This window comes from Streptomyces sp. NPDC030021 (genome assembly GCF_055574035.1).
The window spans coordinates 15,045-31,540 of record NZ_JBVIAH010000021.1 but is presented as its reverse complement, the minus strand read 5'-3'; the positions used below and the strand labels follow the sequence as shown (position 1 = coordinate 31,540).

Annotated in this window: 15 protein-coding genes; 5 read left to right on the top strand and 10 right to left on the bottom strand. The window is 71.9% G+C overall.

Translation table 11 applies throughout. The features are described from left to right. Positions 1 to 5: 5 nt before the first annotated feature. From ACZ4YL_RS32570 to ACZ4YL_RS32560, 3 genes are all read right to left on the bottom strand, one after another. Positions 6 to 563, bottom strand: coding sequence for a hypothetical protein (locus ACZ4YL_RS32570; RefSeq protein ID WP_468121399.1), 558 nt, complete (start codon positions 561 to 563; stop codon positions 6 to 8). A 65-nt stretch (positions 564 to 628) separates the two neighbouring features. Continuing rightward, entirely contained in the window at positions 629 to 1,414 is a 786-nt protein-coding gene (locus ACZ4YL_RS32565; protein ID WP_468121398.1) for an alpha/beta fold hydrolase, read from the bottom strand. A 106-nt stretch (positions 1,415 to 1,520) separates the two neighbouring features. Further along, entirely contained in the window at positions 1,521 to 2,201 is a 681-nt protein-coding gene (locus ACZ4YL_RS32560; protein ID WP_468121397.1) for an alpha/beta hydrolase, read from the bottom strand. A 361-nt stretch (positions 2,202 to 2,562) separates the two neighbouring features. Here ACZ4YL_RS32560 and ACZ4YL_RS32555 point away from each other — a divergent pair, with 361 nt between their 5' ends. Both ACZ4YL_RS32555 and ACZ4YL_RS32550 read left to right on the top strand, forming a co-directional pair. After that, positions 2,563 to 3,465, top strand: a complete 903-nt coding sequence (locus ACZ4YL_RS32555) for a GNAT family N-acetyltransferase (protein WP_468121396.1) — start codon at positions 2,563 to 2,565, stop codon at positions 3,463 to 3,465. Between the two features lie 144 nt (positions 3,466 to 3,609). Continuing rightward, positions 3,610 to 3,993: a VOC family protein gene (locus ACZ4YL_RS32550; RefSeq protein ID WP_468121395.1), complete on the top strand. Its 384-nt coding sequence runs from the start codon at positions 3,610 to 3,612 to the stop codon at positions 3,991 to 3,993. Between the two features lie 116 nt (positions 3,994 to 4,109). On the opposite strand, the gene ACZ4YL_RS32545 is transcribed toward ACZ4YL_RS32550, so the two are convergent. The 3 genes from ACZ4YL_RS32545 to zwf form a co-directional block, all read right to left on the bottom strand. Further along, positions 4,110 to 4,388, bottom strand: a complete 279-nt coding sequence (locus ACZ4YL_RS32545) for a hypothetical protein (RefSeq protein ID WP_468121394.1) — start codon at positions 4,386 to 4,388, stop codon at positions 4,110 to 4,112. A 64-nt stretch (positions 4,389 to 4,452) separates the two neighbouring features. After that, positions 4,453 to 4,617 (bottom strand): hypothetical protein, encoded by a 165-nt coding sequence (locus ACZ4YL_RS32540; RefSeq protein WP_468121393.1) that lies wholly within the window; start codon positions 4,615 to 4,617, stop codon positions 4,453 to 4,455. 127 nt (positions 4,618 to 4,744) lie between these two features. Continuing rightward, positions 4,745 to 6,217 carry a glucose-6-phosphate dehydrogenase gene (gene zwf / locus ACZ4YL_RS32535; RefSeq protein WP_468121392.1) on the bottom strand — a complete coding sequence of 491 codons (1,473 nt, stop codon included), beginning with the start codon at positions 6,215 to 6,217 and terminating at the stop codon, positions 4,745 to 4,747. Positions 6,218 to 6,519: 302 nt separating this feature from the next. Here zwf and ACZ4YL_RS32530 point away from each other — a divergent pair, with 302 nt between their 5' ends. After that, positions 6,520 to 7,362 carry a hypothetical protein gene (locus ACZ4YL_RS32530; protein ID WP_468121391.1) on the top strand — a complete coding sequence of 281 codons (843 nt, stop codon included), beginning with the start codon at positions 6,520 to 6,522 and terminating at the stop codon, positions 7,360 to 7,362. Between the two features lie 159 nt (positions 7,363 to 7,521). Here the strand turns inward: ACZ4YL_RS32530 and ACZ4YL_RS32525 are convergent, their stop codons facing one another. Then, the gene (locus ACZ4YL_RS32525) at positions 7,522 to 8,667 is read right to left on the bottom strand and encodes an FAD-dependent monooxygenase (protein WP_468121390.1); all 1,146 of its coding nucleotides are present in this window, start codon (positions 8,665 to 8,667) and stop codon (positions 7,522 to 7,524) included. Continuing rightward, the gene (locus ACZ4YL_RS32520; RefSeq protein WP_468121389.1) at positions 8,664 to 11,726 is read right to left on the bottom strand and encodes a LodA/GoxA family CTQ-dependent oxidase; all 3,063 of its coding nucleotides are present in this window, start codon (positions 11,724 to 11,726) and stop codon (positions 8,664 to 8,666) included. Before ACZ4YL_RS32520 ends, ACZ4YL_RS32525 begins: the two co-directional genes overlap by 4 nt. Before the next feature lie 416 nt (positions 11,727 to 12,142). Between ACZ4YL_RS32520 and ACZ4YL_RS32515 the strand changes: the two genes are divergently transcribed. Then, positions 12,143 to 12,625, top strand: a complete 483-nt coding sequence (locus ACZ4YL_RS32515; protein ID WP_468121388.1) for a flavodoxin family protein — start codon at positions 12,143 to 12,145, stop codon at positions 12,623 to 12,625. A 229-nt stretch (positions 12,626 to 12,854) separates the two neighbouring features. Beyond that, positions 12,855 to 14,210, top strand: coding sequence for an NADP-specific glutamate dehydrogenase (gdhA, locus tag ACZ4YL_RS32510; RefSeq protein ID WP_468121387.1), 1,356 nt, complete (start codon positions 12,855 to 12,857; stop codon positions 14,208 to 14,210). A gap of 580 nt (positions 14,211 to 14,790) precedes the next feature. Here gdhA and ACZ4YL_RS32505 read toward each other — a convergent pair. Further along, positions 14,791 to 15,285 carry an anthrone oxygenase family protein gene (locus tag ACZ4YL_RS32505; protein ID WP_468121386.1) on the bottom strand — a complete coding sequence of 165 codons (495 nt, stop codon included), beginning with the start codon at positions 15,283 to 15,285 and terminating at the stop codon, positions 14,791 to 14,793. Between the two features lie 703 nt (positions 15,286 to 15,988). After that, the gene (locus tag ACZ4YL_RS32500; RefSeq protein WP_351157085.1) at positions 15,989 to 16,255 is read right to left on the bottom strand and encodes a hypothetical protein; all 267 of its coding nucleotides are present in this window, start codon (positions 16,253 to 16,255) and stop codon (positions 15,989 to 15,991) included. Positions 16,256 to 16,496: the final 241 nt, after the last annotated feature.

Sequence of the window (16,496 nt, the reverse complement as noted above, 5' to 3'; positions counted from 1 at the left end):
CACGGTCAGCGCTGCGGCCCGGCGAACTCCAGCAGCGTCCGCTCGTAGCGCCCGCCGAAGCCCACCCGGGTGACGTCCTCGAACCGGAACTTCGACAGCTCCGGGCGCCACCGCGCCTCGGTGTCGACCTCCCGCAGCCGCAGCGACTTCGGCCGTACAGCGGCCACCTCGCCGATCCAGCAGGCATCCGGCGCGTCCCGCTCGACGTGCAGGGACACCAATCCGAAGGCCCGGGAGGCGCCTTCGGCCAGGTCCGCCAGCCCGTCCAGGACGAGCCCCGGCTCGGGCGCCCGGGCCGGCCAGCGCCCGCGCCGCCGCAGCGCCCGGACGGTCAGGCAGTCCGTACCGCCCCGCCACCCGACCTTGGTGACGTCCGCGGTACGCACCGCCGCCCAGCCGTCGAGCTGGACGTCACTGCACAGGGCGATCAGCGTCCACGCCGCGCTCGTACCGACGACGAAACCGTCGAGCCGGTCCGCGCCCCGGATCGCCGACCGGTGGACGCGGACCGGAACACCTGACGACACCGCCTCGGCGAGCCGTGCCATGACCTTGTTGTCCATGGACAGATCCTCCACCGTCCCGGGGTGCGGGGGCACTTGGGTTTCGGCCGGTCAGCGTCTCCGCGTCAGCGGGTGAGGAACGGCCGGAGCGCCGTGACGAGTTCGGTGGGCGCGTCGAGTGCGATCAGGTGGGCCGCGGTCGGGAACTCGACCAGGGCGGCGCCGGGTATCTCGGCGGCGTACCGGCGTGCGATGTCCTGGAAGTCGGCGACGTCGAGCAGGCCGATCCCGACCAGGGTGGGAACGGCGATCGTCGCGAGGTCGCCCGCCGCGCCACCCAGGGAGTGTTCCCCGACCGCGTCCTGGTTCACCAGCGACGTCCGCATCGGGGTACGGAGCCGTTCGGTCAGCCCCGGAGCGACGTCCTCCCACCCGCGGCCGGGCCCGCGCAGCCACATGTCCAGGTTCACGCGGACCGCGGCGTCCAGGTCACCCGCCTCCAGGGCCGCCGTCTCGGCCTCGTCGTAGGCCACCATGTCCGCCGACCAGCCGTAGCCGGGCCACGGCGGGGCGAGCAGCGTCAGCGACCGGACCCGGCCCGGGTGGGTGAGAGCGAAGTTCACGGCCACCCGCCCGCCCCAGGACGCGCCGATGAGCCGGACGCTTTCGAGACCGAGGTGGTCCAGGAGCCGGCACAGGTCATCGGTCTCACTGAACGGCCCGGTCGGGGGCGCGGACTCGCCGAAGCCCCGCAGGTCGTACCGGATGACGGTATTCCGCTCCGCGAGGGCGGGCACGACGGCGTCCCACATGGTGTGGTCGGCGACTCCGGCGTGCACGAGCACCACGGGCGAACCTTCGCCGGTGACGGTGTAGGAAAGGTGGCCGAGATCGTCGGCAAGGATAGGCATCCGCAGATAGTCGCAGGTCAGAACCGCACGCGCCATGGGATTCCGGAAGCGACCGCACGTGCCTGCGTACGTCGCCCTGCGGACGCCGACACCGGCACCCGTGGTCTCACACGCGCGCATCGCGCCGGAGAGTGGACGCGAGCAGTTCCTGCAGGAGTTCGACGACGAGTCGGGGCCGTCCTGCGAACGGGGAGTGGCCGGTCCGCCACTCGCGCACGCCGGTGCAGCGCGAAGCCATCCTCCGTTGCAGGACCGGGTCGACGGCCCGGTCCTGCGCGCAGACCACGTACGTGGAGGGGGTGTCCTTCCAGCTGTGGCGCTGCGGAACCCCGCGCCCGCAGCCGGGGGCTTGGGCCCGCAACAGGCCGACCGCCCTGGCGGCGAGAGGTTCGGGACAGTCGCCGTAGAGGGTGGCGGCGGCCAGGTCGGGACGCAGGCTGGTCGAGCCGTCGGGCTCAGGGCGGATCGCCTCCTGGAGCTGCGCGGACGCCCCACCCAGACCGGCGGCGCTCTCACCGGTGTCCGGCACGAAGGCCGCCAGGTACACCAGGTGTCCCGCCCCGCGCACCCCGGTGATCACCGAACCGCCGTAGGAGTGGCCGAGCACGACCGCAGGCTCCGGCAGCGCGTCCACGGCAGCCTGGACCGCGGCGGTGTCGGCGGACAACGAACCCCGGTGCAGCTCGGGAACGGCAACCTCCGCTCCTGAAGCCCGCAAACGCTCCGCCACCCCGGCAAAGTGCTCAGGACGGTGATACAGCCCGTGAACGAGCACCACAGCGGCCAACGCGCCCCTCCTCAGGTCGTCTACGGGACCGTTCACCACATCCCCTGTCCGAACTCTGCCATGGCAAGGCTCCCTCGGGATTCCTCCTCGGTGAACACCGCCGGGTCGAGAGCGGACACGAGGGACTCGACGCCCCGTTGCAGCTCGTCGTGCGCCTTCCCGAAGGGCTCCGCAATTGCGTGGACGGACCTGTTGAAGATCGAGTATCGTCCGGGCTCGGACCACGTCGCGCGACCCGAACGGAAGGAGGCGAGTGCCGTGCAGATCACAACCATCCAGCGCTCCCTCCCCGTTACCCCGGTGTGGTTCGTCTGATCCGAGACCGGGAGCGCCCCACGCAGTACACATCCCGGAGGAATCCATGACCGATCTGGTCATCCGCGCGCTCGACGAGAGCGACGCCCACCTGTTCGACGCACACCCCGATCCGCTGAACGCCCGTGCCGCCCACGAGCGCACCACGCACCGCCCCGAGTGGAAGCGGGTGGCCCTGCGCGACGGCACGGTCGTCGCCCGTGGCGCCTGGTGGGGCGGCACCGATGACAAGGAACCCGTCAACGTCAACTGGTTCGACGTCGCCAAGGGCGAGGTGGAGGCGGGAGCCGAACTCCTGCGCTCCGCCCCCTGGCAGGTCGAGCTCGAGATCAACCTCCCCGGCGACTGGCGGGACCACCCCGACCTGGCCGCCGCCACCGAGACGCGGTTCGCCGCCGCCCGGGCGGCCGGCTACGAGCTCCTGGTGGAACGCTTCCTCTACCGCTGGACTCCGGAGCGCGGGCTCCCCGAACGGCCCGGCCGCCTCGCCTTCGGCGCCGAACCCAACGACGCGGTCTTCTTCGACGCACTGCGCCGCATCCACTCGGCCACCCTCGACGCCCACGCGCTGAAGGCCATAGCGGAAGGCGGCCTCGACCAGGCCGCCCAGGAGGAGCTCGACTTCTTCCACTGGTGCCCGTCCCCGCGGGAGTGGTGGCAGACCGCCCGTACACCTGAGGGCGACCTGGCAGGCATCCACATCCCTGCGCACAACCCCTCCGGACCGACCATCGGCTTCATCGGCGTCCTTCCGGAACACCGCGGCCGCGGCTACGCCTACGACCTCCTCGCGGAGTGCACCCACTTCCTGGTGGAGCACGGCGCCGAGGCCGTCACCGGAGCCACGGACCGGGGCAACTTCCCCATGGCCGCGAACTTCGCCAAGGCCGGTTTCCCCGTGGTCCGCGAGCGCGTCAACTTCCACCCCGTGGCCCCGGCCTCCCGGTAGCAGCCGGTCCTGATCCTCGCCCCGCGCCGTCATGTTCTCGCTGCGGGGCGAGGATGCCGATGCCGGAACCCGCCCGAAGCCCCAGGCAGCCAAGCGCGCGCGGCCGACGCCGGACGCCCGGGTTCTCTCCGTAGACTGACGGGCATGGCATGCCGCATCAGTGAGCTGGTCATCGACGCCGCAGACCCCGCCCGACTCGCCGCCTTCTGGAGCGAGGTCCTCGGCTACGTCGAACTCGGCCGGGAGGACGACGGAAGCATCGAGATCGGGCCGCCCGACGCCGGCTTCGGCGGCCCGCAGCCCACCCTCGTCCTCAGCCCAAGCAGTACCCCGCGGACCGGGAAGCTCCGACTGCACATCGACGTCAACCCCACCGACCGCGATCAGGACGCCGAGCTGGAGCGGCTCCTCGCCCTCGGCGCCAGGCCCGCCGACGTCGGCCAGACCGGCACCGAGAACTGGCACGTCCTCGCCGACCCGGAGGGCAACGAATTCTGCCTCCTGCACAGGCGGCTCCAGCCCCTCTGACCCCATGCGCCGTCGACCGCGGCTACCGGCAAGCCGTCGACTCGGGCCGCTGCGACCCACCCCGTGCCCGCCAGCGGATGTGGATCGGCTGACCGGTCCTCAGATTCCTCGGAGCGTCACCTCCGCGGTGGCTTCCCGTAGCTGCTGGGTCTGTGCCTGGACCAGATGGAACCGGGCCTCCCGAAGACGGCCGGGTTGGCGTTCGCGTTCTCCAGATCGCAGGCCCGGATCCAGTCCGGCCGGGGCTCGACGGAGATCACGTCGTCCGCCGGCACGACGACATCCCGCAGCTCGACGGCCGTCGTGTGCGTCGCGCCCATCGCCCACAGCGGCGGCGGCTCGACCGCGTCCATGCCGAGGCCCGTGCCCGGCTCGGGCGTGCAGCCGGCGCGCACGAACAGGGCCTGGTCATCGGCGGTGACGGCCCGGTGATCACCGTGTCCGCGAGGCCCCGGCCGGTCATCCAGGGTCCAACCGGGCGCGGGAGACGCCTTCGACGGCGGTGGGCTCCGCATCGGGCCGCAGCACGGTGGTCGCGATGCGCGTCACCGACTCGATCAACGGCTCGGCAGCCAGGTCCGGCGGCGTCCCCAGTACCGTTCCCGCGCCCGGCACCCCGCGCATCGGCGATCACCTCGTTCCGGACTCGCCCCGTACACCTGGCCGGTGCATTCTTCCCAACAGAGGCTTCGCATACGGACAGGCGTTGCCGGAGAGACCGGGGGCGGCACACCGGTCCATCCGTCTCACATCACTCTCGCCGGTCGGGCAGGTGCCAGCGGTGCGGGGCGACGAGCGCGTCGATGCTGTCGGGCCCCCAGGTTCCGGGGGCGTACGGCTCCACGGGCCGGGGAGCGTCCAGCAGCGGGGCCGAGATCTCCCACAGGCGTTCGATGCCGTCGGACCGGGTGAAGAAGGACTGGTCGCCGAGCATGGCCTCCAGGAGGAGGTGCTCGTAACCCTCCAGGGAGTTGTCGGCGGTGAAGGAGCTCCGGTAGCCGAAGACCATGCCGGCCTCCGCCAACCGCATCGAGGGGCCGGGTTCCTTGACGAGGAATCGGGCGGTGATGGAGCCGGGATCGGCGAAGTCGATGACGAGTTCGTTGCCCCGGCCGTCGACGGCCGCACGCGCGTTCAGGGGGAACATGCCGAGGACGGGCTCGCGCAGTCCCAGCGTGACGACGTGCCGGCCCTCGGCCAGCGCCTTGCCCGAGCGCAGGATGAACGGGACACCGGCCCAGCGCCAGTTGTCGATCTCGACGCGCAGGGCGGCGAAGGTCTCGGTGTCCGAGGCCGGATCGACCCCGGGCTCTGCGCGGTAGCCCGTGTACTGTCCGCGGACGACGTGCGCGGGATCCAGCGGCCGCATGCTGCGGAAGACCTTGACCTGCTCGTCCCGGAGCGACTGCGCGTCGAGGACGACCGGCGGTTCCATGGCGACGAACCCGAGCAGCTGGAAGAGATGAGTGACGATCATGTCGCGGAAGGTTCCGGTGCCCTCGAAGAAGTGCGCCCGGCCCTGGATGTCGATCTTCTCGGGCACGTCGATCTGCACATGGCCGATGTGCTCGCGGTTCCAGAGGGGTTCGAAGAGGCCGTTGGCGAACCGGAGGGCGAGGATGTTGTCCACCGCCTCCTTGCCGAGGAAGTGGTCGATGCGGAACACGCGGGACTCGTCGAACACGGAATGGATGGTCGCGTTGAGTGCGCGCGCGGACGCGAGGTCGGTCCCGAAGGGCTTCTCGACGATGACACGGGCGTCCTGGGCGAGGCCCGTGGCGCCGAGGAGTTCGACCATCGAGGTGAACGCCACGGGCGGGACGGCGAGATGGAAGAGCCGTCGCGGAGTGCCGCCGACGGCCTGCTCGGCCGTGCGTACCGCCTCCACCAGCGGCTCCGGGGCCTCCGGGTCGGCCGAGCCGAAGGACAGGGCGGACTCGAACTCCTGCCATACGGGACCCTCGGGGCGCGAGCGTCCGAACTCCTCCACGGCCTGCCGTGCGTGGGCGCGGAAATCCTGGTCGCTCAGGGCCTCGGACCCCGGGGCCGAGCCGACGATGCGGTAGCGCCGCGGCATCAGCCCCGCCATGGCGAGATGGAACAGGCCCGGCAGCAGTTTGCGCCGGGCCAGGTCCCCCGTGGCGCCGAAGAGGACGATGACGTGGTCGGCCGGGCTCGACCCGGGGGACTGGTCGGACTGGTCGGACTGGGCGGGCTGGGTCATGGCGGGCATCCTCACGCGTCGGCGCCGGGGCGCTCCACGGCACGACGTACGGGACCGCCGTCCATCCGCCCGAGTCCGACTCGTACGAGGTGCACAGCTGTGCCCGAGGCCATGCGCCGCACTTCCGTTCCGGGCGGTCGCATCGCCCTGAGCACCCACTGTGCGTGCTCACCACACAACCGGCACCCGGGATTCCACCACCCGGGTCACGGCAACGCGGCTCCCTCCCGCCCCGGCGGTTCGTGGGCGGCGGGTCCGTTTCGCTGACGTTCGGGTGTCGCCCTCGGCACTAGTCTCGGCTCGTGGGACAGCCTCTGGAGAGCGTCGAAGGCGCAGGACCGTTCATCACCCGGCGTACCTGGCGGCGTCCCGAGGGGGAGACCGTGGTCTGGGACTCGCGGCTGGCGCGCAAGCGCGGCACGCTGTCGGTCCGGGGCCCGGGGGACACGGCCGGCCGGGTCTCGACCGCCGATCCCGGGGCATTGCGCCGTCTGCGCATGCTCAACGTCGTCGCCTCCGGTGCGTTCGTCGTCGGAGGGGCGCTGTTCGCCGTCGGCGCCGCGGTCTCGCAGTTCGGTTCGGGTGATCCGCTCGTCAGCGCGTGGGTGTACCTCGTCGGGGGTCTGTTCTTCAGCACCGGGGGCTATGTATCGGTTCTGCAGGTGCTGAACGCGCCCCGGCACGCCGAGGGGGGCGGTTTCCTGGTCACGGCCGGCTGGCGGTGGTGGGGGTACGAGCCGATGCGGCTGGACTGGCTGAGCACGTTCGTCCTGTTCACCGGGACGCTCGTGTTCGGTGTGAATCTGCTGGACTCCTTCCTGGAAGGCCTCACCGTCCGGGAGGTCAACCGGCTGATCTGGACTCCTGACGTGATCGGGTGCGTGCTGTTCCTCGTCTCGGGGCATCTCGCGTTCGCCGAGATCTGCCATCGGCACTGGCCGTGTGTCCGCTCCCGCAGTCTCGGGTGGTGGGTCGTGGCGGTGAACCAGTTCGGTTCGATCCTCTTCATGGTCTCGGCGCTGGCGGCCTTCACCCGCCCCGCCACCGGAAGCCTGCTCAACGTCGACATCGCCAACTGGGCGACGCTGACGGGCGCACTGTGCTTCTCGTTCGGCGGGGTGTTGCAGCTCTTCGAGCGGCCGTAGGCGGTTGTGGCCGTGTGGGGCGACGCCCGCTCTTGCCACTTCGGGGAACGGGAAGAGCGCGGTGACGTGGGCCGGAACCCCGGCCCGGGCCGAGGGGTCGAGCCGCTCACGCCGCCTGCGGACGGACGGCCTGCCACCGGAACAGGCGGCAGCGCCGGGTCAGTGCGGCCACCCGTTCCGGCGGCGCCAGAACGGGTGCTCCGGCCACCGCCGCTCCTCGGCGTAGGTCCGGGCGTGATGGTGGTGGTAGGCATCCGCGACGCCGTCCAGGAACGAGGCGTACGACGCGAGGGCGCCCGTGTCGCCCGCCAGACACCGGTCGACGGCCCGGCCGGCGTGGGCCCCGGTGTGCAGGGCCGTGAGGATGCCCTGGGAGGACAGGGGGTCGAAGGCGATCGCGGCGTCCCCGGCGGCGACCCATCCGGGGCCGGCCGGCGGGGACAGCCGCAGTCCGTGGGCGGCCGTCCAGCACGGCGCGGGGGAGTCGGCCGGGTCGTAGCCGCTCAGGCGCTCCCGTACGTGGCGGGTACGCGCCGCCGCGTACCGGAATCCGTCCGCCGTGCGCAGCCGGGCAGCGGCGAGGTCGGCGTCCGTGAGATGGGCGACCACCCGCCCGGCGGGGACCCTGGCGGTGTACCACCAGCCGTCGGGCACCGCCTCGACGAGCGTACGCAACTCCAGGTCCCCGGCGTGACCGCCCGCCCCGCGTGCGCCGAGCAGCGAGTACGCGGCCACGAGCCGGTCCTGCCGGCGGCGCCGGGCCAGGCGGCGGCCGATGAGGGAGCGGCGGCCCGTCGCGTCCACGACCCAGCCCGAGCACAGCTCCCGTACGGCGCCGCCCCGCTCCCGCACCAGCAGGTGCTGCTCCCCGGCCGTGCTGCGGTGGCCGATCACGACGGCCCGCCGGATCAGCGCGCCCGCGGCCACCGCGGCCTCGCGCAGGAAGGCGTCGAACCGGTCGCGGTCGAGGTGCCAGCCGTGGCCGTGCGGGTCGAGCAGGTGGCTGTGGCCGTGCAACTGCGCCGATCCCCAGGACGCGTAGGTGCCCGGGCAGCTCAGGTGCGCGTCGGCGGTGAAGGCGGCCCAGAGCCCCAGATCGTCGAGCAGCGGCCGGGCCGCGGGCGGCAGGGTCTCCCCGACCGTGAAGGCGGCGGAGGGCGCGCCCGGCGGCCCCCCGTCCACCAGCAGGACGCGTCGGCCGGCCTGGGCCAGGACCAGGGCGGCGACGGCCCCGGCCGGGCCGCCGCCGGCCACGACGGCCTCGAAACGCCCGGCGAGGGGAACCGGGCCGGTCCGAGCGGTCACGGCGTCTCCGGGAAGCGGGCGACCTTCTCGAAGTACCCCGCCATTACCTCCTCGTCGGGCCGGCCTGCCGCGGCGATGGCGGCGGCCACCGCCTCCTCCCGCACCGCGGGATCGGCGGCCTCGGGCACGTGCAGACACACCAGGTTCCGCAGCGGGGGCGGAGCCTGTTCGGGATGGAAGCTCACCTCGGACTCCACCAGCATGGTCGCGGGGAGACTCACCACGTCACCGGCGACGGTGACGGTGCCGGAGCCGCTGTCGGTGCCGGAGCCGTGACTGGTATCGGCGGCAGGGCCCTCCCGCCGTGCGACGATGCCGAGCTTGCCGAAGTCCTTGACCATGGCGTTCATCTGGGCGATGCGGTCGGAGGGCAGCCATCTGTCCCACACCGCCCTGTCCTCGAAGGCGCTGCGACGGTCCTCGGGGTCGGCGGCGGGGTCGACGGCGGTCCGGTAGTTCTCCTCCGTCAACACGTGGTTGGGCACCCGCGCCGGCCAGAAGGTGGGCAGGTACGGGTCGTACCGCGGCCCGAAGCCCAGGTAGTACCCGGAGCGGCAGCGGGCGGTGTCGGTCTGCCAGGGCACGGCCATCCAGCGGGTCAGACCGCCCGGCTCCTGGCCGTACACCGGACCGTCGACGGCGAGCGCCGTCTGCGGGGTGAGCGTGGTGCCGTAACCGGGTTCGGGCCGGGCGGGGTCGCGGTGGCGTACGCGGAAGGGCGCGGAGTACAAGGTGGCGTGACGCATCGGCCAGGTGAGCTCACAACCGGGGTGGAAGGCGTCGGCCAGGCAGTACGACAGGGCGGCCCGGTCGAGGGCCGCCGGGCGCTGCGCGAGCGGCAGGCCGTCGAGCCCCGTGGGCGCCGTGGCCTGCGGATCGTAGTCGGCGTCGAAGTCCCCGGCGGCCCAGCGGGCCAGCATGTCGTACTGCAACGGGGAGAGCGCCAGGTGCTGCCGCGCGGAGACCGGCCGCACGCTCATCGAGTCGCCGTAGATCGGCGGCCAGGGCACGGGGGAGAGCCCGTCGCGGTCGGGATCGCGCATCATCGCCCAGATCTGCCGGCGCAGTTCGTCGCGCCGGGTGCCGTGGCCGGCCAGCTCCGCCAGCCGCTCGGGCGCCAGGAAGTGCTCGCGCCCACCATGACCGAACAGGGCCGCGATGCCACGGTTGACCCACTGCAGATCGCACAGCCGGCGCAGCACCGGCAGCACGTCGTGGGTGAACGAGACCCGCGCCGGAGGCGCCAGCATGCCCGCGGCCACGAAGGTGTCGCGCATCAGGTCGTACATCGTGCGCACGGACTTCAGCTCCGGTGCGAAATTCGGGGGAGCGACCACGACCCAGGCCGGATCGACCGGGACGCTCCTGCCGTCGATACGGACCTGCGCGGTGACCGGGCCGTCGCAGGTGTCGTCGTGCCAGCCGTCGTTGTTGGCGAAGTGTGTCGCCTGGGCGGCGGGGTACGAGGCGGACACCCCGCGCCCGCCGAGGAAGAGCAGGCGGCCGGCGCCATCGGTGCGCAGCTCGCCCAGGTAGACGGGATGCCCCAGGAACGTACCCGAGTCGAACGCGTACTCGGGCTTCCCCGCGCGTTCGCGGCCCCGGATCGAGCGGGGCCCGGGGGTGATGGCCAGCCGGTCGCGTCCGCCTGCGGGCACCGTGCTGACGTTGCGCAGCGTGGTCGCGGGTGCCTGTTCCGCCTCGGGGATGTCCAGGGCCAGCTGGAACTGGTACCAGGCGGCCTTCTTGTTGGCCACCTCCACGGTCCACCGCAGGTCGGCGTTGTCCGCCGTCAGCTCGGCCACCGCCTCACCGGCGGCGTTGTAGCCGTACACCCGGAACCGGACGGCCTGCCGCTTGAGCGCGCCCGTCGCGTCCTTGTACGTACCGGTGGCCGGTGGGGGAGCCCCGTCGAGCTCCGGGGCGAGGAAGAACTCCTCCGCGCTGTCGCCGACGCGGGCCACTCCGATCGCCGGGTGAACGGCGGCCCGTACGATCCGGGTGTCGCGTCCGTGCGGTTCGGCGGCCGCCGGCCGCGCGGGTCCGGGCTCCGCCGCCGGAATGCCGTTGGCGTCGCGGCGCCGGGCCGCCGACGCGTGGTAGACGGCCTCGCGGGCCTCGGCCATGCTGCCGACGGGCTGGTGCTCGGACAGGCTGTGCCAGGGGTTGAAGGCGAGGTTGTCCCCGTACTGCTCCTGCCCCCGTGCGGTGGTGTCCTGCTGATGCAGAGTCAGTCGCGCCACCTTCACGGGCGCGCTTTCGCCCTCCTCCCAGCGCACGGTGGCCCGGTCCAGCGGCATGCGGTCCGGGTCGGTTCGGAACTGGAGCAGCAGGTCGAAGACGGCCGGGCCGGCGGCCAGGCGGTGGCGCAGGTCCCCGCGCAGGAAGGAGGGGTCCTCGTCCGGCGGCGACGCCAGGGGGTCCCCGTCCGCGCAGCCGGCCGGGACGAGCTTGTACTTCACGTGCCGGTCCGGCCCGAAGGAGTACGGCAGCACGCCCCAGTACGTCGACGTGAGCGTGCTCTCGACGGGCTTGCGCATGTCCGCCAGGATCTGCCGGGTGAGGGGGTGTTGCTGCTGGTACGCCGCCTGGTCCAGCTGGAACTCGCACATGTCCCGGGCGGTGTCGACGAAGAAGACGTCGTGGTTCTGGAGTACGAGATCCTGTGTGTCGGCCCGGGTGTCGTCCGCAAGCAGCTTCGGCCCCGGCACGCCGAACAGCTTGATGCCCCACCCGACGGTCCTGCGCAGATCCGGCCGCTCCGGCTGGGTGTCGCTGGAGATGCGCACCCAGGCGGTCAGGCCGCCCTGTTCCGCCGCGGCCCGGAGGAAACCGATGCGGAACTCGGGCGGCAGATCCGGGGCGACCGTCAGCAGGCCGCGAGCCGCTCCGTGGAACTTGACGAAGACCGGGCGCAGGAGGGGATCCTGCCCCTGGGCGACGCGGTCCCCCATCCGCTCGCCGACGAACTCGGCCATGATCCCGGCGATCGGCTCGTTGACGCAGTCGCGCGGGGGTGGCTGCGTGGGGCTGTCGGACACCTCGGGGCTCTCCGCCATGGCTCTGCTCCTGCCTGTCGAAGGCCGGCCGGGGCCGACCGCGTGCTGATGCTCCTGGCGGGAACCAGCCTGCCCCACGAAACGTCAGATATGGGATATCTTGCACAGTCGGGGCGTCTCGACGCGGCGGCCCCGTGGCGCATCGGGCGAGGAACGTGCACAGGCCGTTCGCCGTCGTACACCGCCGTACGCCACCACGGCCGGCAGCCCGGCCGAGGGCGGAGCCGAGCGGCCGACACCTCTCTGACGACCGGCGATCCACAGCGGTCGGCCGGGGGCGGGCCGGCCTGGAACGGCGGACGCGCGGTGAGCCGACCGGACCTTCAAGTTCACCTGACCGCCACGCGCGACGGCATTGTCACATCCGGCGCGTGTGTTCGGTCCCCGCTGCGAGACGACAGATGAAGGGAAGGCTGATGAAGACTCTGCTCGTATGCACGTCGGTATCCCACGGCAACACCCGTCGCGTGGCGGAAGCCATGGCCGACGTGCTCGATGCCCGGGTGGTCGCGCCGGATGAAGTCGAGGTTTCGGACCTGCCGGGCTACGACCTCGTGGGCTTCGGCTCCGGTGTCTTCTCGCAGCGGATGCACCAGGACCTGCTCGGGTTCGTCCGGGCCGTGCCACCGTCGAAGCCGGCCCTGGCGGGGCGCGCTTTCGTCTTCGCCACGAGCGGCCTGCCGGAGCTGGCGTTCGCTCCGTTCACCCGTCCGCTGGTGCGTCTGCTCGAAGTCAGGGGCTTCGAAGTGGCGGACACCTTCACCTGCCGCGCGCTCGACACGTGGATGCCGTTCCGGCTGATCGGGGGCATCAACAAACAGCGTCCCGACGAGGGCGACTTGATCGCCGCCCGGGCATTCGCCCGACGACTCGGGAGCGGCTCCGCAACCGCAGTCTGACCGTCGGCCGTGGCCCGACGGCGCAGGCGTTTTTGTCCGCAGGGCAGAAGCCTTCCCCAGAGCAGCACCGTGCGCGGTAGCCTCCGCAAGAGGGGCACGCTCCGGAAAAACTTTTCCGAAAGCAAATGTTCGGAGCGCGCCGCACCCGAAATCAACCGGTATTCGCGGACGCGCGGACACCATGGACCTGCCGTCGTCTGCGCACCGCGCACTCCCTGGAGGGACACACGTGAAGGACTCGAAGGACAGGCTGGAAGCACTGCGGGCCGATATCGAGCGCCGCAATCCCGCACAGCCCGAGTTCCACCAGGCGGTACGGGAGGTCCTCGAGACCCTGGCCCCCGTCTTCACCGCCCGGCCCGAGTACGCCGACCCGGCCATGGCCCTGGTGGAGCGGCTCACCGAGCCCGAGCGGCAGATCGTCTTCCGTGTCCCGTGGCAGGACGACCGGGGCCGCGTCCACGTCAACCGCGGCTACCGCGTCGAGTTCAACAGTGCGCTCGGCCCGTACAAGGGGGGCTTGCGCTTCCACCCGTCGGTGGACATCGGTGTGGTGAAGTTCCTCGGCTTCGAGCAGATCTTCAAGAACGCCCTGACCGGCCTCGGGATCGGCGGCGGCAAGGGCGGCAGCGACTTCGACCCGCACGGCCGGTCGGACGCGGAGGTCATGCGGTTCTGCCAGTCCTTCATGACCGAACTGCACCGGCACATCGGGGAGCACACCGACGTGCCCGCCGGGGACATCGGGGTCGGCGGCCGCGAGATCGGCTACCTCTTCGGCCAGTACCGGCGCATCACCAACCGCTGGGAGGCCGGCGTCCTGACCGGCAAGGGGCAGGGCTGGGGCGGCTCCGCGATCCGCCCGCAGGCGACCGGCTACGGCAGCGTGCTGTTCGCCGCCGAGATGCTGAAGGTCCGGGGCGAGTCGCTGGACGGACTGACAGCGGTCGTCTCCGGCTCCGGCAACGTCGCGCTGTACACGATCGAGAAGCTCCAGCAGCTCGGCGCGAACCCGCTGACCTGCTCGGACTCCCGCGGCTACGTGGTCGACGACAAGGGCATCGATCTCGCACTGCTCAAGCAGGTCAAGGAGGTCGAGCGCGGGCGCGTGAGCGACTACGCGGCGCGGCGCGGATCCTCGGCGCGGTTCGTGCCGGGCGGGCGGGTCTGGGAGGTGCCGGCGGACGTCGCCTTCCCTTCCGCGACGCAGAACGAACTGGACGCGCAGGACGCCCGTACGCTCGTCGCGGGCGGGGTCAAGGCGGTCTCCGAGGGTGCCAACATGCCGACCACCCCCGAGGCCGTACGGATCCTGCAGGAGGCCGGGGTCGCGTTCGGGCCCGGCAAGGCCGCCAACGCGGGAGGGGTCGCGGTCAGCGCCCTCGAGATGAGCCAGAACGCCGGACGGGTGGCCTGGAGCGCACAGCGGGTGGAGGACGAACTCGCCGCCATCATGCGCTCGATCCACGCCGTCGCTCACGAGACCGCGGAGCGTTACGGCGCCCCGGGCGACTACGTCACCGGCGCGAACATCGCCGGCTTCGAGCGCGTCGCGGACGCGATGCTGGCGCAGGGCGTCATCTGATCCGACGATCACGTCGCGCTCGGGTGAGCCGGGCGGGCCTGCTGCGCAGTGATGCAGGGCCTGGCCGGTTCACCCGGGTGGATCGCATGGGGGACAAGGCGCGTGGGACGCCCCTGTCCCTCCGGCCGAGGCTGTCCTCGACGACTGGCAGGACCAGCCGCGGGCAAGCCGGGATGTCCGCGGAGGAGTTCGAGCGCCTGTGGGCCGAGGCCAGGCAGATTCCCGGTGCTTCAGGCTGATCCGACCGGATGGGGTTCGTAGTCCGTTCCAGCTGCTTGTTCCCCCGCCGGGAAGGCCGTTCACCGCGGATGGAGGACCCGGAACTGCGGGTCCGGTGGAGGGACTGCACCTCGACGACACGGCCCGCTTCGACGTGCCCGCCGGGCGGACCGGAGCCCGGGCCTCCCGCGACTCCCGGCGGAACCTCCCCGCCGCCGTCCGCTGGTTCGAGTCGGACGAGGAGCACGAGGCGATGGTGGAGATCCCGCTGCAAACCTGGCCTGCTCCGGTTCTCCGTGCCGCACATCGTCAAACGGTGGACCCGGCCGGAGAGGCTGCTGGTGTTCGTGTGTGGTGGGGGTCAGTGGAGGGCGAGGGCGTAGGCGAGGAAGGCGAGGGTGAGGGTGGTGAGGATGGTGCGCCAGGTGTTCGCCTTGTTCCAGGGGGTTTCGTAGGCGGTGCGGGTGGTGTGGATGGCGGGGTCGGTGTGGTGTTCGGGGGGTCCGGCCTGTTCGAGGGCGTTGTTGAGCGGGATGTTGATGCGCGCGGTGATGATCATGGCGGCGAGGCAGGTGACGAGCGCGGCGGCGAGCGGGGGGATGGTGTCCCGGGTGTCAGGGTCGGTGGCGTGCAGGATCAGGGTGGCCGTGATCAGGAGGGGTGCGCCGAGGTAGGCGAGTATGAACCACCCGTTGAGGATGGCCTTGTTGATGTTCTGCATGGTCTCGACGGTGGTTCTGTCGGTGCTGCGGGCGAGGCCGGGCATCACGGCGACGGTGAAGGCGTAGAAGAGGCCGCTGATGAGTCCGGCGGTGATGGTCGCGGCGACCAGGGTTGCGGTTCGTGCAGTTTCCACGTGGGTTCCTCTCTGGTGTTCCGGTAGGTGCCGTGCCGTGCCGTGCGAGGCGAGCGGGGCGGGTTGTGCCGGGTCGTGCCAGGGGTGGTGCCAGTGGTGCCGTGCGGGGCGGGGCCGGGGTCGGCAGGTCGTGCCGTGCCGTGCCGTGCCGTGCTGTGCCGGTGGTCTCCGGGGGCTCTGCCGGGCCTGGCGGGTGGTGTGGCGCCGGGCCCGGTGGCTGGTGCTGTGCTGTCTGGCGGTGGGGTTCCGTTGATCATAAGGGTGGAGTGGCGTGTGTGGCCCTGTGGTGTGGCGGGGTTGCGTCTTCCGGTTGTCGTTCCTGGGGGAGTCGTCGTGCTGACTGCTCCTACCGGGGTTGCGGGGACCGGGGACGCTGCGCCGGCCACCGGTCGTGCCGCGTCCTATGACGACGCTCTGGGTGCGGCAGGGGCGGTCGAACAGGAACAACGGGTGCTCCACACCAGGCGGATGACGGTGCCCTCGATGATGGGCAGCGACCTGCCGGGCAGGGGCGAGCCACGCCGCCCGGCGGGTCAACCTGGGGCACAGCCGCTCCCGTGTTTGCGCAGTCGCCTTCCCCTGGAGTCCACTGTCAGTGGTCGACCGCCCTTGGGGTCGTGGACGGCACTGGTGTCGGCCGTCGCATCGCGCGGTCGGATCGGAGCCGGCCGGTCCGCCACGCGATCGGCTGCAGAGCCGGTGCTCAGGCCATCTCGTCACGGATCTCGTTGCGGTGCGCCTCGTAGGCGAGTCGCGCGTCGTCGTTCGGGAGCGCCGGGGTGGTGAGGCCGCAGGCACAGGTCACCACCGTGAGGTCGGACAGAGCGCGCAGGGTGTGCCCCTCGGGACTGGTCCGGGCCGCCACCGCCGGCTTTTCGTACCGGAGTTTGTGCCGGTAGTGGGGTGGGCGGACAGCGGCCGGGGCGATGCTGGCGCTGGTGTCGTCGCGGGTGAAGCGGTGCTCGCTCATGGGTCCAGTGTCGTCTGTCGGACACGAGTAGCTTGCGCCCGCCTGGCAGAACGCGATGCGAGTGTCACCGGGCTGGCCGCAGGTCAGTGGTGATCCTCAGTGGCGCCCTACCAGCTGTCACACTCCGCCTGGAACGCCCTCACCGTTGGCGGAGACCGCCTACGGGCCCTGCGCACCGGCCTGCTCACCGAAGGAGTTCGGCCGATGTGCCAGCCACCTCCGGGTGCCGGCGCCCCACCCG

Bases quoted from the DNA above. Each gene is read 5' to 3' on its own strand.
- ACZ4YL_RS32570 (WP_468121399.1), bottom strand. From the start codon at position 563: ATGGACAACAAGGTCATGGCACGGCTCGCCGAGGCGGTGTCGTCAGGT.
- ACZ4YL_RS32565 (WP_468121398.1), bottom strand. From the start codon at position 1,414: ATGCCTATCCTTGCCGACGATCTCGGCCACCTTTCCTACACCGTCACC.
- ACZ4YL_RS32555 (WP_468121396.1), top strand. From the start codon at position 2,563: ATGACCGATCTGGTCATCCGCGCGCTCGACGAGAGCGACGCCCACCTG.
- ACZ4YL_RS32550 (WP_468121395.1), top strand. From the start codon at position 3,610: ATGGCATGCCGCATCAGTGAGCTGGTCATCGACGCCGCAGACCCCGCC.
- ACZ4YL_RS32540 (WP_468121393.1), bottom strand. From the start codon at position 4,617: ATGCGCGGGGTGCCGGGCGCGGGAACGGTACTGGGGACGCCGCCGGAC.
- zwf (WP_468121392.1), bottom strand. From the start codon at position 6,217: ATGACCCAGCCCGCCCAGTCCGACCAGTCCGACCAGTCCCCCGGGTCG.
- ACZ4YL_RS32520 (WP_468121389.1), bottom strand. From the start codon at position 11,726: ATGGCGGAGAGCCCCGAGGTGTCCGACAGCCCCACGCAGCCACCCCCG.
- ACZ4YL_RS32515 (WP_468121388.1), top strand. From the start codon at position 12,143: ATGAAGACTCTGCTCGTATGCACGTCGGTATCCCACGGCAACACCCGT.
- ACZ4YL_RS32500 (WP_351157085.1), bottom strand. From the start codon at position 16,255: ATGAGCGAGCACCGCTTCACCCGCGACGACACCAGCGCCAGCATCGCC.